Genomic DNA, 13,369 nt, shown 5'->3' with positions numbered 1-13,369 from the left:
GGTGCGTTGCGGGGGATTTCTTGTGCGCTTGGTCAGCCGAGAGACCGGGCGGCGAACGTGTCGCAGCGCCCCGGATCGCCGCTGCGGTAGCCGATGTTGAACCAGCGCTGGCGCTGCGTGGCCGAGCCATGCGTCCACGACTCGCGGTCGACCCGGCCGGTGGCCGCCTGCTGGATGCGGTCGTCGCCCACGGCGGCGGCGGCGTCCAGGCCGTCGGTGATGTCGGCCTTGGTCAGGTCCTCGATGAAGCCCGTGTCGACGGCGTGGGCCGCCCACACGCCGGCGTAGCAGTCGGCCTGCAGCTCCAGGCGCACGGAGCCCGACGTCGGCCCCTCGCGGTCGCCGCCGACCCGTTCGTCGGTGCCCAGCAGATGCTGCACGTGGTGCCCGTACTCGTGGGCGATCACGTAGGCCTCGGCGAACGGCCCGCCCCGCGCGCCGAAGCGGCTGCGCAGCTCGTCGTAGAAGGACAGGTCGATGTACACCGTCTGGTCGGGCGGGCAGTAGAACGGGCCGACGGCGCTGGTCGCGTTGCCGCAGCCGGTCTGCGTGCCGCCCGTGAAGAACTGCGTCGGCGCCTCTTGGTACCCCTCCACCTGATCGCCCCAGTAGGCCTGCACCGAGTTGACGACGCCGACGATCCGGCAGTCGGCGTTCTGGTTGGCGTCGGCGCCGGTGCGGCACTTGGCGGCCAGGTCCTGGCCGCTGCCGATGTCCTGCTGCGGCGTGCTCGTGCTGCCGCCGCCGGTCACGTCGAAGCCCAGCAGCGCGAGCACGAGGATCGCCACCAGGCCCGCCGCCCCACCGCCCACGGCCAGGCCGCGCCCGCCGCCGCGAGCACCACGACGATCTTGAACCTGACCGGCGTCGAGCCGGGCCCCGGGGCGAAAGCGCATGGGCGACCTATGCCCCGCCCGCAGTGCGCACAAGCGCCGGACTATCGTGACGGCCGATGCAGCGCCTGGCCGGATCCCTGCTCGTGCTCCTGTCGCTGGCCGCGACGGCGGCGACGGCCTCGGCTGCGCCGGCGACGGGCGGCACGCTGTTCGTGCAGCAGGCCCAGGACGGCTCGCTGGTGCGCACCGCCGACGGCTGGCGCCTGGTGCTCAAGCGCCCGGACGCCCACGTGATCGCCTTCGCGGGCGGATCGTCGCGCACCGGCAACGCGCAGACGGTGCGCACGTTCGTCGACGACTGGCGGGCCTCGTTCGGCGGCGACCCGCCCAACGCCGCCCTGCAGATCGAGGGCGCACCGGCCAGCCGCGACGTCGCGCTGCTGGAGCTGTCGGCGCCGCGCCTGACCAAGGACGGGCGCAAGCTCGTCTACCGCGCGGTGCGGCTGACGGCCACCAGCGCCGACCTGGGCGGGCTGGCCCAGCGCGCGGACCGCGGCATCAGCGGCCACCTGGGCCGCGTGACGCTGTTCATCGACGACGGGAGCGAGAGCTAGCCCGCCTGAGCCGTCGGGCGGATCAGGATCTCGTTGACGTCGACGTGCGCGGGCTGGGCCACGACCCACAGCACGGCGCGCGCGATGTCGTCGGGGTCCAGCGCGCGGATCGTCGGCTTGCTGTCGAAGAACGGCGTGTCGACCATGCCCGGCTCGATCGCGGTCACGCGCAGCTCCCCGTCGACCTCCAGGCGCAGCGACTCGGCCATCGCCGTGACCGCGTGCTTCGTCGCGCTGTACAGGCTGCCCGGAAGCGAGCGTCGGCCGGCCACCGAGCTGGTGATGATCATGTGCCCGTGGCTCTCGCGCAGGGCCGGCAGCGTCGCGCGGATCGTGTAGGCGGCGCCGAGGACGTTGGTCAGGACCATGTCGCGCCAGTGCTCCGGAGACTCCTCCAGGAAGCCCCGCGTGGCCCCGAACCCGGCGTTGGCGAAGACGACGTCCAGGCGCCCGAAGCGCTCCAGCGCGGCGGCGACCAGCGCCTCCTGCGCGGCGAAGTCCGTCACGTCGGTGGGCACGGCGAGCGCCACGTCGTCGCCGCCCAGCTCGGCGGCGAGCGCGTCGAGCTTGTCCGCGCTGCGGGCGGCCAGCACGACGCGGTGACCGGCCTCGATCGCGTGTCGCGCGGTGGCGGCGCCGATTCCGGTCGAGGCGCCGGTGATGAGGAAGACGGGCTGCTCGGGCATGGGCCGCAGGCTACGCCGACGGTGGCCGCACACCGCGACCCTAGGATCCGTCAGCGGATCCCATGCTCTACGACAAGGCGCGCATCTTCGTGCAGGGCGGCCGTGGCGGCGACGGCTCGCGGTCGTTCCGCCGCGAGGCCCACGTGCCCCACGGCGGACCCGACGGCGGCGACGGCGGCCGCGGCGGCGACGTCGTGCTGCGCGTCGACGACTCGCTGCGCGACCTGCAGACGTTCAAGCGCCGGGCGCACTACAAGGCGCCGCCGGGCACGCACGGCAAGGGCGCCAATCGCATCGGGGCCGAAGGCGCCACGTTGGAGATCGCGGTACCGCCCGGGACGGTCGTGACGTCCGAGGACGCGGTCGTGCACGACCTCGTGCGCCCGGGGCAGCGCGTGATCGTGGCCCGCGGCGGCGCCTACGGGCGCGGCAACAAGCGCTTCGCCACCGCGGTGCGCCAGGCGCCGCAGTTCGCCGAGCGCGGGCTGGCCGGGGAGGAGGGCTGGCTGGAGCTGCAGCTCAAGCTGCTGGCCGACGTCGGGCTCGTCGGGCTCCCCAACGCCGGCAAGTCGTCGCTGCTGAAGCGGCTCACGCGCGCCGACCCGAAGGTCGCCGACTACCCGTTCACCACGCTGGAGCCGCACCTGGGGACGATCGAGCTCGACGGGCGCCAGCTGATCCTGGCCGACATCCCGGGCCTGATCGAAGGGGCCAGCGAGGGCGCGGGCCTGGGCCACGAGTTCCTGGCCCACGTCGAGCGCACCCGCCTGCTCATCCACGTGCTGGACCTCGCGCCGCTGGACGGCAGCGACCCGTTCGAGAACCACGCGCTGATCGAGGCCGAGCTGGCCGCCTACGACGCGCGCCTGGCCGCCCTGCCGCGCATCCTCGCGCTGTCCAAGGCCGATCTCGTCACCGAGGGCGACGCGCAGGCCGCGGTCGAGCTGTGGCGCGAGCAGCTGCCCGAGGACGTGCCGATCATCGTCACCTCCAGTGCCACCGGCCGCGGGCTGGACGAGCTGGTCGGGACGCTGTTCGAGCGCATCCCGGTCGACGAGGCCGCGCCCGAGGCGCTGTCGGCGATCGCCGACGAGGAGGCGCTGGCCGAGCACCGCACCTTCCGCCCGGCGTCCAAGCGCGGCTTCCGGGTCGAGCGGACCGGCCCGGGGGCCTTCCGGGTCGTCGGCGAGGGGATCGAGCGGATGCTGGCCCGCTACGACCCCGAGAACGAGGAGGCGATGGCCTACCTCGAGCACCGCCTGACGCGGATCGGCGTGATCCGCGCGCTGCACGACGCCGGGTTCGAGCCCGGCGACGAGGTCGAGATCGGCGACGTGATCTTCGAGCTCGACCCCGAAGACTGAGAGACTGCCCGGCCGTGAGCAAGGTCGACACCACCGCGTTCCTGGTCATCGTGCTGGTCGCCGCCAGCGCGGCGGTGGTCTCGGTCGTCGCCGGGCGCTGGTTCGTGTTGCCGGTGGTCGTGGTCGAGCTCGTGCTCGGCATCCTGATCGGCCCGCAGGTGCTCGGGTGGGCGCAGGTCGACGGCTTCACGCTGTTCTTCTCCAACCTCGGCCTGGGGATGTTGTTCTTCTTCGCCGGCTACGAGATCGACTTCGAGCGCATCAAGGGCGTGCCGCTGAAGCTCGCCGGCCTGGGCTGGCTCGCCTCGCTGCTGATCGCGCATGCGTTCGCGCTGATCCTGTGGGTCGGCGACCTGATCGACGCGCCTGTCTACGTCGCCTGCGCGATGTCGACGACGGCCATCGGGACGCTGATCCCGATCCTGCGCGACAGCGGCGACCTGCGCACGCCGTTCGGCACCCAACTGCTGGCCGCCGGCGCGCTGGGCGAGTTCGGCCCGATCGTGCTGATGACCGTGTTCCTGTCGACCGACGAGCCGGGCAAGCAGCTGGCGATCCTGCTGGCCTTCGCCGCACTGGCCCTGATCGCGGGCGTCTTCGCCGTGCGCTCGGCGGGCCGCCGCTGGGAGGTGCTGGAGCGCACGCTGAACTCCTCCAGCCAGCTGGCCGTACGGCTCGTGGTGCTGATGGTCATCGCGCTCGTCGCGCTGGCCGCCTCGCTGGGGCTGGACCTGCTCCTGGGCGGCTTCATGGCCGGGCTGATCTTCCGACAGGCCGTCGGCCGGCGCGAGGTCGAGGCGCTCGAGTCCAAGCTGACCGCGGTCGCGTTCGGCTTCCTGATCCCGTTCTTCTTCGTCGTGTCGGGGATGAAGTTCGACCTCGACGCGCTCCTGGGCAGCGCGAAGGCGCTGATCGAGCTGCCGCTGTTCCTGGTGCTGTTCTTCATCGTCCGCGGCGGACCGGCGCTGGTGCTGTACCGCGGCGTCCTGGACGGGCCCGCGCGCAAGGCGCTGGCGCTGTTCTGCTCGGCCCAGCTGCCGCTCGTCGTGGCCATCACCGGCATCGCGGTCGAGGTGGGCAAGATGGACGGCGCCACCGCCGCCTCGCTCGTGGGCGCGGGCATCCTCTCGACGCTCGTGTATCCGCTGGCCGGGCTGTCGCTGCGCCGCGGCGCGTCCGCCGCCCCGGCCGCACCTGCCGCGGCCTAGTCTCGGATCTCGCCCATGGCCCGGTTCGTGATCAAGCTCGGCTCCGCCATGGCCTCGCGCGACGAGGTCCTGACCGCCGTGTGCGACGAGGTCGCCGTCCGGCGCGCCGCCGGCGACGAGGTGGTGATCGTCTCCTCGGGCGCGATCGCCCGGGGGCTGATCGTGCTGGACCGCCCGACGCGGCCCACGACGATCGAGGAGCTACAGGCGGCCAGCGCCGTCGGGCAGGGCGCGCTGTTCCGGCTGTGGCACGACGTGCTCGAGGCGCGCGGCGTGGCCGCCGCGCAGGTGCTCCTGACCTCCTACGACCTGTCGGCCCGCGGGCGGTACCTGAACGCGCGCCAGACGCTGCAGACGCTGCTGGCCTGGGGCGTCGTGCCGGTGGTCAACGAGAACGACACGACGGCCACCGAGGAGATCTCGTTCTCCGACAACGACTTCCTGGCCGCGCAGGTGGCGATCCTGGTCGGCGCCGACCTGATGGTCGTGCTGACCGACACCGAGGGGGTCTACACCGCCGATCCCCGCTTCAACGCGCAGGCCGAGATCGTGCGCGAGGTGCGCGACCTGGCCCAGCTGGACGCGCTGGACATCGGCCACAACACCGGGCCGATGGGCACCGGCGGGATGCGCTCGAAGGTCGTGGCCGCCGAGATCGCCTCGGCGGGCGGCATCGAGACGGTGATCACCACGGGGCTGCGACCCGAGGCGCTGTCGGGCGCGCTGGCCGGGGCCGCCGAGGGCACGCGCTTTCGCGCGGGGGCGGCGCGCTACTCCTCGTTCAAGCTGTGGCTGCGCTACGCCCGGCCGGCGGCCGGCGTGGTCCGCGTGGACCGAGGCGCGGCGCGGGCGCTGCGCGACGGGGGCACGTCGCTGCTGCCGGTCGGCGTCGTCGGCGTGGACGGCGAGTTCGACGTGGGCGACGCGGTCGACGTGACGGTCGACGGCGAGCTCGTCGGCAAGGGGATCGTCAACTACAGCGCGGGGGAGCTGCGCCAGGTGGCGGGGCTGAAGTCCGACGCGGTCCGCGCGGCGCTGGGCCGGGCCGGCGAAGAGGCCGTGCACCGCGACTACTTCGTCCTGTCCTGAGCCGCTCCACCCGAGGTCGGCGCTGGCGTACCCTTTGCGCATGGCCGCCGTCGAGACCCCGACCGTTCACGACCTCTGCGTCGAAGCCAAGCGCGCGTCGCGCGCGCTGGCCCAGCTGGACACCGCTGCCAAGGACGCCGCGCTGCGGGACATGGCCGACGCGCTGGAGGCCCGCATCGAGGAGATCCTGGCCGCCAACGCCCTCGATCTCGAGGCGGGTCGCGAGGCCGGGCTGTCGGCCGCGCTGATGGATCGCCTGCGCCTGGACGCCGGGCGCGTCAGCGCGATGGCCGCCGGCGTGCGCGCGATCGCCGCGCTGCCCGATCCGGTCGGCGAGGTGATCGACGGCCAGCGCCTGCCCAACGGCCTGGACGTGCGCAAGGTGCGCGTGCCGCTCGGCGTGATCGGGGTGGTCTACGAGGCGCGCCCGAACGTGACGATCGACGCGGCCGCGCTGTGCCTGAAGTCGGGCAACGCGATCATCCTGCGCGGGTCGTCGTCGGCGGCGCACTCCAACGCGGTGCTGGCCGCGATCGCCGGCGAGAGCGCGCCCGCGGGCGCGATCCAGCTGCTCGGCGGCGGCCGCGACGCCCTGGCCGAGCTGGCCACGCAGGAGGGGCTCGTCGACCTGGTCATCCCCCGCGGCGGCGAGGGCCTGAAGGCCGCGCTGCGCGACGTGGCCACCGTGCCGGTCATCTACGCCGCGTCCGGCAACTGCCACGTGTTCGTGGATGCGACGGCCGACCTCGACGCCGCCGTGGACATCGTCATCAACGCCAAGACCCAGCGGCCGGGGGTGTGCAACGCGGCCGAGACGCTGCTCGTGCACACCGACGCGGCGGAGGCGTTCCTGCCCCGGGTCGCGCAGGCGCTGCGCGGCGCGGGCGTCGAGCTGCGCGGCGACGAGCGCGCCCGGGCGATCTTCGAGATGGCGCCGGCGACCGACGAGGACTGGGACACGGAGTTCCTGTCGCTGACGCTGGCCGTGGGCGTCGTGGACTCGGTGCAGGAGGGCATCGAGCACGTCAACCGCCACGGCTCGGGGCACTCCGAGGCGATCCTGACCCGCGACACCGCAGCCGCGCGGGCCTTCCAGCGCGGCGTCGACGCGGCCTGCGTGTACGTCAACGCCTCGACCCGCTTCACCGACGGCGGCGAGTTCGGGATGGGCGCCGAGATCGGCAACTCGACCCAGAAGCTGCACGCGCGCGGCCCCATCGGCCTGCGCGAGCTGTGCACGTTCAAGTACCTCGTGGAGGGCGACGGGCACGTCCGCGCGTAGGGTCGGCATTCTCGGCGGGACGTTCAACCCCCCGCATCTCGGTCATCTGGTCTGTGCGCAGGAGGCGCTGGAGCAGCTCGAGCTCGATCTCGTGCTGCTGATGCCCGTTGCCGTGCCGCCGCACAAGGAGGCCGAGGAGGATCCGGGCGCCGAGGAGCGCCTCGCGCTGTGCGAGGCGGCCGTCGGCGGGGACGAGCGGCTGGAGGTCTCGCGGCTGGAGCTCGACCGCGGCGGGCCGTCCTACACCGTCGATACGCTCCGCGCGATCCATGCGACGTCGCCAGGTGACGAGCTGACCTTCATCGTCGGAGGGGACATGGCCGCGAGCCTGCCCTCTTGGCGCGAGCCCGAGGCGCTGCTCGAGCTGGCCACGCTCGGGGTGGCCGAGCGGGTCGGCAATCCGCGCGGCCGGATCGTCTCGGCCCTGGACGGTCTGTGCGACCCTGACCGGATCCGCTTCTTCTCGATGCCGCGCATCGATCTCTCGTCGACCGACATCCGCGCTCGGGTACGCGCGGGCCGGTCGATCCGCTATCTCGTACCCGATGACGTGGCGCGTCGTATCGGCGCGCAGGGGCTCTACCGGACGGAGGTGCCAGTCACTTGAGCACGCCCCAGCTCACACCCGACCAGCTCGCCGACGCGATCGCCGAGCAGGCCGCTGAGAAGAAGGCCGCGGACATCGTCGTGCTCGATCTGCGCGACGTCGCCGGCTACACGGATCTGTTCGTGATCGCCACCGGCAACACCGACCGTCAGGTCAAGGCGATCCACGACGGCATCCAACTCGGTCTCAAGCAGGAGCACGGGATCTCACCCCGGCGCGTGGAGGGTCTCGGCGAGTCCCACTGGGTCCTGATGGACTACCTGGACGTCGTCGTGCACGTGTTCACCCCGGACACGCGCGAGTTCTACCGGCTCGAGCAGCTGTGGGGGGAGGTGCCGGCGCGGGCCTACGAGGCCACCGCGTCGTAGCGGTCGACGGCCAGGGCACTAGAGCGACCAGTCGAGCTGGTCGGCCGCGTAGCTGCGGCAGATCGCGAGCATGCGCTCGCGGTTGATCACGCGCGAGCCGGTCACGACCTGGATCGTCAGGCCGTCGAAGAACGCCGAGAAGCAGGTCACGAACTCCTCGAGGTCCTTGTCGGCGGCGATCTCGCCGTCGGTGCGCGCCTGGCGCAGCACCTCGAGCTGCAGCGCCTGCCAGCGATCTTCGAGCTCGGCGGTGAGCTCGGCGACCTGCTGGTCGCGATGCGCCATCTCCCAGGCCTCCAGCCACAGCGCCAGCTTGAAGTCGCCCGGGCCGGTGGGGGACATCACGTCGAGCAGGACGTGCCAGCGCCCGGCCGCGGTCGGCGTGTCCTGGAAGCGGGCCAGCGCCTCCTCGCGCAGGCGATCCTCGACCGTGCGCAGCGACTGCAGGAACAAGTCCGCCTTGGACTCGAAGTAGTACAGGACGTGGCCGGGGGAGATGCCCACGCGCTTGGCCACGTCGGAGATGCGTGTCGCGGCGAGCCCCTGCTCGGCCAGGACCGTGCAGGCGGCGTCGAGGATCGCGTCGCGGCGTTGCGCCTTGGCGGGTTGCGGCATCGTCGAAACCTATTGGAGGCGAAGCGCGAAAAGCCTTCAGCGGTTGGCCAGCAGGTGGTGCGCGATCTGCACCGCGATGGAGCCCTCGCCGACGGCCGAGGCCACGCGCTTGATCGAGCCGCTGCGGACATCGCCGGCCGCGAGCAGCCCGGGCACGCTGGTCTCCAGCGACCACGGCCGCCGGTCCAGCGGCCACCCGTCGTCGCGGGGGACGGCGTCACCGGTGGGGATGAACCCGTCGGGGTCACGCGCGATCTGCGGGGGGAGCCACTGCGTGCGGGGGGACGCGCCGATCAGGACGAACAGGGCGTCCGCTGCGACGGTCTCCTCGACACCGGCCGGCACGTCGCGGAGCACGAGCCGCTCCAGCCGGCCGTCGCCGCCTCCGCCCACGACCGCGGTCTGCGTGCGCACCTCGATGCCCGGCGTCGCCTCGATCTCGTGCGTGAGGTACCGCGACATGCTCGACTCCAGCGAGGCCGCGCGCACGACGATCGTCACGCGCCGCGCGTAGGTCGCGAGGTGCAGCGCGGCCTGTCCGGCCGAGTTGCCGCCGCCGGCCACGAACACGTCGCGGCCGCTGAAGGCGTGCGCGACCGATGCGGGCCCGCCGTGGAAGACGCCCGCCCCGTTGAGGGCGTCGAGCGCGGGCACATCGAGGCGCCGGTAGCTGGCCCCGGTGGCCAGGATCACCACCGTGGCGTGCACGTGGCGGCCGTCGAGCAGCGACAGGGTGAATCGATCCCCGTCGTGCTCGAGCGACTGCGCCCGGTTCATGAAGACGAACGTCGCGCCGAACACCGACGCCTGCTCGTAGGCCTGCTCGGCCAGCCGGCTGCCGCTCACGCCGCGCGGGAAGCCGAGGTAGTTGCGAATCAAGGAGCTGGACCGGGCCTGGCCGCCGATGCCCCCGTCGTCCACCACGAGCGTGCGCAGGCCCTCCGACGCGCCGTAGACCGCAGCCGACAGGCCGGCCGGACCTGCGCCCACGATGACCACGTCGAACTCGCGCTCGTCGAAGTCCGCCGGCGTCCCGGCCGCCCGCGCGATCTCGTCGTTGGACGGGTCGCTCAGCACCTGGCCGTCGGGCAGCAGCATGGCCGGCAGCCGCACATCGGGGCCGGCGTCGGCCAACAGCGCGCGGCCCTGGTCGGAGTCGGCCAGGCAGAAGGTGTGCGGCGCCGCGCAGCGCTCGAAGGTCTCGCGCAGCTCAAGGGCGCGGCCGGTCCACTCCTGGCCGATGATGTGCACGGTCTGGGGGACCTTGCGCTGCTCGGCCGCCCACTCGAGCAGGAACGTCGAGATCGTGTGCTGGAAGACCTCGTCCGGTGCTCCGGCCGGCCGCGGCACGTAGTAGTCGATCCGTCCCAGCGCGATCGCGTCGAGGATCGCCTGTGCGGTCGGGGGGGTCGGCGAAGGCGGCCGGACCGACGAGCAGGCCGCGCTTGGCGTGCGGATGCAGCTGACGGGTCAGCTCGAGCAGGCCATCGTCGGTGCCGGCCAGCGACTGCGCCGTCAGGACGAGCGCGAGCTCGGCGCCGTCGCGCGCGAGCGCCGCCAGCGCGGTGGCCGCCTGACCGGCGTCGGTGGCCGTCTCCACGCGGTAGTCCCGGCCGTAGCGGCCGGAGATCGGCTCTTCGACGTCCCTCAGGGCGTCGGCATCGTCGTCCACCACGAGCAAGACGGGCCGTGACATGGGTCGGCCGACACTACCGTCTCGATGAGCGCCGCGCAGGGGGAGCGAGGCCGTCCGCGCAGGGGCCGTCGCGCGCATAGAGTGCGCCGATGCGCGTCGTCGATCGCGACCGTCTTGCCACGCTGCTGGCCTGCGAGGTCGAGGCGTTCGCGGTCGCCCACCCACGCTCGCGCGCGCTGCACGAGCGCGCCCGCGGGTCGTTGGTCGGCGGTGTGCCGATGCCCTGGATGATGCTGTGGGCGGGGGGCTTCCCGATCGTCGCGGCCGGTGCGCGCGGCAGCCGCATCGTCGACGTCGACGGCCACGAGTACGTCGACCTGTGCCTGGGCGACACGGGCGCGATGGGCGGCCATGCGCCGCCGGCCCTGGTCGAGGCGGTTCGCGCCCAGGTGGCCGACGGCATCACGACGATGCTGCCCACCGAGGCGGCCGCGGAGGTCGGCGAGGAGCTCACGCGCCGCTTCGGGCTGGCCCGGTGGCTGTTCACGCTGACGGCGACCGACGCCAACCGCACCGCGCTGCGCATCGCCCGCGCGCTGACCGGGCGGCCGCGCGTGCTCGTCTACTCCTACTGCTACCACGGCTCCGTCGACGAGGCGTTCGCCGTGGGCGCGCCCGACGGCTCGACCGTCGCGCGGGAGGGCAACGTCGGCCCGCCCGTCGAGCTCGCGCGCACGACCAAGGCGATCGAGTTCAACGACATCGAGGCCCTGCGTCGGGCGCTGGCGCCGGGGGACGTCGCCGCGGTGCTGGCCGAGCCGGCGATGACGAACATGGGCATCGTCCTGCCCGACGAGGGCTACCACGCGGCGCTGCGGGAGATCACGCGCGAGACGGGCACGCTGCTGATCATCGACGAGACGCACACGTTCTCGGCCGGCCCCGGCGGCGCCACCGCGGCCTGGGGCCTGGAGCCGGACCTGCTGACGATCGGCAAGGCCATCGGCGGCGGCATCCCGTCGGGCGCGCTCGGCCTGACCGCGCCGCTGGTCGAGGCGATGTTCGCCCAGGCCGAGGCCGACTACGAGGACACCGGCGGCGTGGGCGGCACGCTGGCCGGCAACCCGCTGTCGCTGGCCGCGATGCGCGCCACGCTGTCGTCGGTGCTGACCGACGCGGCGTTCGCGCACATGATCCCGCTGGCCGGCCGGTTCGCCACCGACCTGCGCGAGGTGTTCGCCGAGTACGACCTGGGCTGGAACGTGACCCAGCTCGGCGCCCGCGCGGAGTACCGCTTCGAACCCGAGCCGGCGCGCAACGGCACGCAGGCCCACGCGGCCGGCGATCCCGAGCTCGAGCGCTACCTGCACCTGTCCGCGCTCAACCGCGGCGTGTTGCTGACGCCGTTCCACAACATGGCGCTGATGGCGCCGACCACCACCGAGGCCGACGTCGCCCGCCACACCGAGGTGTTCCGCGCGGCCGTCTCCGCCCTCGTGGGCTAGTGCCCGTGTCTGCCGGCACGCGCCATCACCAATCGCCGAGCCAAACAGAAAGACCCCCGCCGTGGGCGAGGGTCTTCTAGATGGAGCTAGTCGGGCTCGAACCGACGACCTTCTGGCTGCCAGCCAGACGCTCTCCCAGCTGAGCTATAGCCCCGGGGTCGCGGACCATGTTAGCGAGGTCATAGTCCGCAGCAAGTCTGATCAGGCGTTGCTGGTTGTTGCGGGTCGGGTTGAGCCGCAGGTACACGTAGCTCAGGCCCGCCACCTCCTTGATCGGCAGCAGGTAGCAGCGGTGTAGCTCGTGGCAGTAGACGGCGACGGCGTCGATCTCGTTCGCGGAATAGGTCGTACGCACGTAGCCCGCCGGCGTGTGACGCGAGGTGCTGGTGCGGACGGCGATGACGTCGTCCTGGAAGCGGCCCCACTTGCATTGGATGCGCAGGAGGCGGCCGTCGACGTCGAACAGCAGGTCGTACCGCAGGCCTTCCAGGACGGGGCGCAGGACGAAGATCCCGAGCTCGATGGCCCGCGCGGTGATGTGCGCCTCGGCAATCGCTCCCTTGTGCCCGGTCGTCATCTCCATAAGGCGAACACTAGTTCGCCCGGCGGACGGAAACGCGCTACCGGCGGGGCAGGAACTCGGGCACTTCGAGCGTGTCGCCGCCGGGGGTGGCGAGGCCCTCGCGGCGCGTCGGGGCGGACGGCGCGGGGCGGGCCGCAGCGGCCGCCGCCTCTTCGGGCGACACCTCGTCGAGGCCGGCGGTGAGGCGCTGGTGGGCGGCCTGGACGTCGCGCAGCAGGCGCTCGGCGTTCGTGCGCAGCGACACCGCGAGCTGCTGCAGGTGCTCGGACAGCTCGCTGCCGTCCTCGAGCACGTCGCCGGAGACGTCGCGCGCCTCGGCGACCAGGTCGCGCGCCTGCTGGCGGGCGGCCTCGCGGGTCTCCTCCGCGTATTTCTCGGCGTCCGTGCGAATGCTCGTCGCATCCTCCTCGGCCGCCTTCTTGAGCAGCTTGGCCGCCTGCTGGGCCTCCTCGCGCGTGCGCTCGGCGTCGACCTCGGCGCGCGTGCGGGACTCGGCGGCGCCCACGGCGGCCGCCTCGCGGATCGACGCGGCGGCGGAGTCGGCGTCGCCCCGGACGCGCTCGGACTCCGAACGCAGGCGCTGGGCCTCGGTGGCCGCCTCGGTGCGCAGGCGCTCGGCCTCGGTGCGCGCCTCGGCGACGATCCGCTCGCCCTGGCCGCGGGCCTCCTCGCGCAGCTCCTCCGCGCGCTCGCGGGCGCGGTTGAGCGTCTCCTGCGCCTCTTCCTCGGCCGCACCGACGCGGTAGTCCGCTGCGCGATCGGCCTCGGCGATGCGCTCCGCCGCCCGCGCCTCGGCCTCGTTGCGCATCTCGTCGGCGGTCCGCTCGGCGGCGGCGATGATGTCGCCAACCCGATCCGCGGCGTCCTGGATGCTTCCGTGCTCGTCCTGGGGACCCATGATCGCCCGCGAGAATACCCTGCATTTCGCGCGCTCTGCGCAAGGATTCCGTCAGGCGGGCGCGCAGGCGCCCGCGGG

At 73.0% G+C, this 13,369-nt stretch carries 14 protein-coding genes, 1 tRNA gene and 1 pseudogene; 9 read left to right on the top strand and 7 right to left on the bottom strand.

The genetic code is table 11. The features are described from left to right. Positions 1-32: 32 nt before the first annotated feature. Positions 33-896: a KPN_02809 family neutral zinc metallopeptidase gene (gene ypfJ / locus ACZ5UI_RS12165; protein WP_464197450.1), complete on the bottom strand. Its 864-nt coding sequence runs from the start codon at positions 894-896 to the stop codon at positions 33-35. A gap of 56 nt (positions 897-952) precedes the next feature. On the opposite strand from ypfJ, the gene ACZ5UI_RS12160 reads away from it, so the two are divergent. Beyond that, the gene (locus tag ACZ5UI_RS12160) at positions 953-1,450 is read left to right on the top strand and encodes a hypothetical protein (protein ID WP_464197449.1); all 498 of its coding nucleotides are present in this window, start codon (positions 953-955) and stop codon (positions 1,448-1,450) included. On the opposite strand, the gene ACZ5UI_RS12155 is transcribed toward ACZ5UI_RS12160, so the two are convergent. Beyond that, complete coding sequence (locus ACZ5UI_RS12155) at positions 1,447-2,136, bottom strand: SDR family oxidoreductase (RefSeq protein ID WP_464197448.1); 690 nt, start codon at positions 2,134-2,136, stop codon at positions 1,447-1,449. The two genes, ACZ5UI_RS12160 and ACZ5UI_RS12155, sit on opposite strands and share 4 nt — an antisense overlap. 62 nt (positions 2,137-2,198) lie before the next feature. Here ACZ5UI_RS12155 and obgE point away from each other — a divergent pair, with 62 nt between their 5' ends. From obgE to rsfS, 6 genes are read left to right on the top strand one after another with little or no spacing between them, the layout of a single operon-like run. After that, a complete protein-coding gene (obgE, locus tag ACZ5UI_RS12150; protein WP_464197447.1) occupies positions 2,199-3,500 on the top strand; it encodes a GTPase ObgE in 1,302 nt (433 codons plus the stop codon). Between the two features lie 14 nt (positions 3,501-3,514). Further along, positions 3,515-4,708: a cation:proton antiporter gene (locus ACZ5UI_RS12145; protein WP_464197446.1), complete on the top strand. Its 1,194-nt coding sequence runs from the start codon at positions 3,515-3,517 to the stop codon at positions 4,706-4,708. A 15-nt stretch (positions 4,709-4,723) separates the two neighbouring features. Then, entirely contained in the window at positions 4,724-5,797 is a 1,074-nt protein-coding gene (proB, locus tag ACZ5UI_RS12140) for a glutamate 5-kinase (protein ID WP_464197445.1), read from the top strand. A 40-nt stretch (positions 5,798-5,837) separates the two neighbouring features. After that, on the top strand, positions 5,838-7,079 hold the full coding sequence (locus ACZ5UI_RS12135; protein WP_464197444.1) for a glutamate-5-semialdehyde dehydrogenase: 1,242 nt from the start codon (positions 5,838-5,840) through the stop codon (positions 7,077-7,079). Positions 7,080-7,086: 7 nt separating this feature from the next. Beyond that, positions 7,087-7,686, top strand: a complete 600-nt coding sequence (gene nadD / locus ACZ5UI_RS12130) for a nicotinate-nucleotide adenylyltransferase (protein ID WP_464197816.1) — start codon at positions 7,087-7,089, stop codon at positions 7,684-7,686. Beyond that, positions 7,683-8,054: a ribosome silencing factor gene (gene rsfS / locus ACZ5UI_RS12125; protein ID WP_464197443.1), complete on the top strand. Its 372-nt coding sequence runs from the start codon at positions 7,683-7,685 to the stop codon at positions 8,052-8,054. The genes nadD and rsfS overlap by 4 nt, the downstream gene beginning before the upstream one ends. A gap of 18 nt (positions 8,055-8,072) precedes the next feature. Here the strand turns inward: rsfS and ACZ5UI_RS12120 are convergent, their stop codons facing one another. Both ACZ5UI_RS12120 and ACZ5UI_RS12115 read right to left on the bottom strand, forming a co-directional pair. Beyond that, a complete protein-coding gene (locus ACZ5UI_RS12120) occupies positions 8,073-8,669 on the bottom strand; it encodes a TetR/AcrR family transcriptional regulator (RefSeq protein ID WP_464197442.1) in 597 nt (198 codons plus the stop codon). A gap of 36 nt (positions 8,670-8,705) precedes the next feature. Next, positions 8,706-10,019, bottom strand: a complete 1,314-nt coding sequence (locus ACZ5UI_RS12115; RefSeq protein WP_464197441.1) for an NAD(P)/FAD-dependent oxidoreductase — start codon at positions 10,017-10,019, stop codon at positions 8,706-8,708. A gap of 100 nt (positions 10,020-10,119) precedes the next feature. Here ACZ5UI_RS12115 and ACZ5UI_RS12110 point away from each other — a divergent pair, with 100 nt between their 5' ends. Both ACZ5UI_RS12110 and ACZ5UI_RS12105 read left to right on the top strand, forming a co-directional pair. Next, positions 10,120-10,362, top strand: a complete 243-nt coding sequence (locus ACZ5UI_RS12110) for a hypothetical protein (RefSeq protein ID WP_464197440.1) — start codon at positions 10,120-10,122, stop codon at positions 10,360-10,362. 92 nt (positions 10,363-10,454) lie between these two features. Further along, positions 10,455-11,810: a transaminase gene (locus ACZ5UI_RS12105; protein ID WP_464197439.1), complete on the top strand. Its 1,356-nt coding sequence runs from the start codon at positions 10,455-10,457 to the stop codon at positions 11,808-11,810. Positions 11,811-11,891: 81 nt separating this feature from the next. Here the strand turns inward: ACZ5UI_RS12105 and ACZ5UI_RS12100 are convergent. The 3 genes and pseudogenes from ACZ5UI_RS12100 to ACZ5UI_RS12090 all read right to left on the bottom strand — a co-directional run bounded on the left by ACZ5UI_RS12100 (position 11,892) and on the right by ACZ5UI_RS12090 (position 13,291). Further along, a tRNA-Ala gene (locus ACZ5UI_RS12100) sits at positions 11,892-11,964 on the bottom strand. Positions 11,965-12,045: 81 nt separating this feature from the next. Beyond that, a pseudogene (locus ACZ5UI_RS12095) lies at positions 12,046-12,387 on the bottom strand (group I intron-associated PD-(D/E)XK endonuclease); the annotation flags it as partial. Positions 12,388-12,430: 43 nt separating this feature from the next. Continuing rightward, entirely contained in the window at positions 12,431-13,291 is an 861-nt protein-coding gene (locus ACZ5UI_RS12090) for a hypothetical protein (RefSeq protein ID WP_464197438.1), read from the bottom strand. Positions 13,292-13,369 lie beyond the last annotated feature (78 nt).

It is taken from the genome of Conexibacter sp. JCM 18997, from assembly GCF_055391915.1.
The sequence above is the reverse complement of the archived record's forward strand: the minus strand, read 5'-3'. Positions and strand labels throughout refer to the sequence as shown.

Coding starts and splice junctions, on each gene's coding strand:
- ACZ5UI_RS12090 (WP_464197438.1), bottom strand. CDS start 13,291: ATGGGTCCCCAGGACGAGCACGGAAGCATCCAGGACGCCGCGGATCGG.
- ACZ5UI_RS12120 (WP_464197442.1), bottom strand. CDS start 8,669: ATGCCGCAACCCGCCAAGGCGCAACGCCGCGACGCGATCCTCGACGCC.
- ACZ5UI_RS12105 (WP_464197439.1), top strand. CDS start 10,455: ATGCGCGTCGTCGATCGCGACCGTCTTGCCACGCTGCTGGCCTGCGAG.
- obgE (WP_464197447.1), top strand. CDS start 2,199: ATGCTCTACGACAAGGCGCGCATCTTCGTGCAGGGCGGCCGTGGCGGC.
- ypfJ (WP_464197450.1), bottom strand. CDS start 896: ATGCGCTTTCGCCCCGGGGCCCGGCTCGACGCCGGTCAGGTTCAAGAT.
- ACZ5UI_RS12155 (WP_464197448.1), bottom strand. CDS start 2,136: ATGCCCGAGCAGCCCGTCTTCCTCATCACCGGCGCCTCGACCGGAATC.
- ACZ5UI_RS12135 (WP_464197444.1), top strand. CDS start 5,838: ATGGCCGCCGTCGAGACCCCGACCGTTCACGACCTCTGCGTCGAAGCC.
- proB (WP_464197445.1), top strand. CDS start 4,724: ATGGCCCGGTTCGTGATCAAGCTCGGCTCCGCCATGGCCTCGCGCGAC.
- ACZ5UI_RS12160 (WP_464197449.1), top strand. CDS start 953: ATGCAGCGCCTGGCCGGATCCCTGCTCGTGCTCCTGTCGCTGGCCGCG.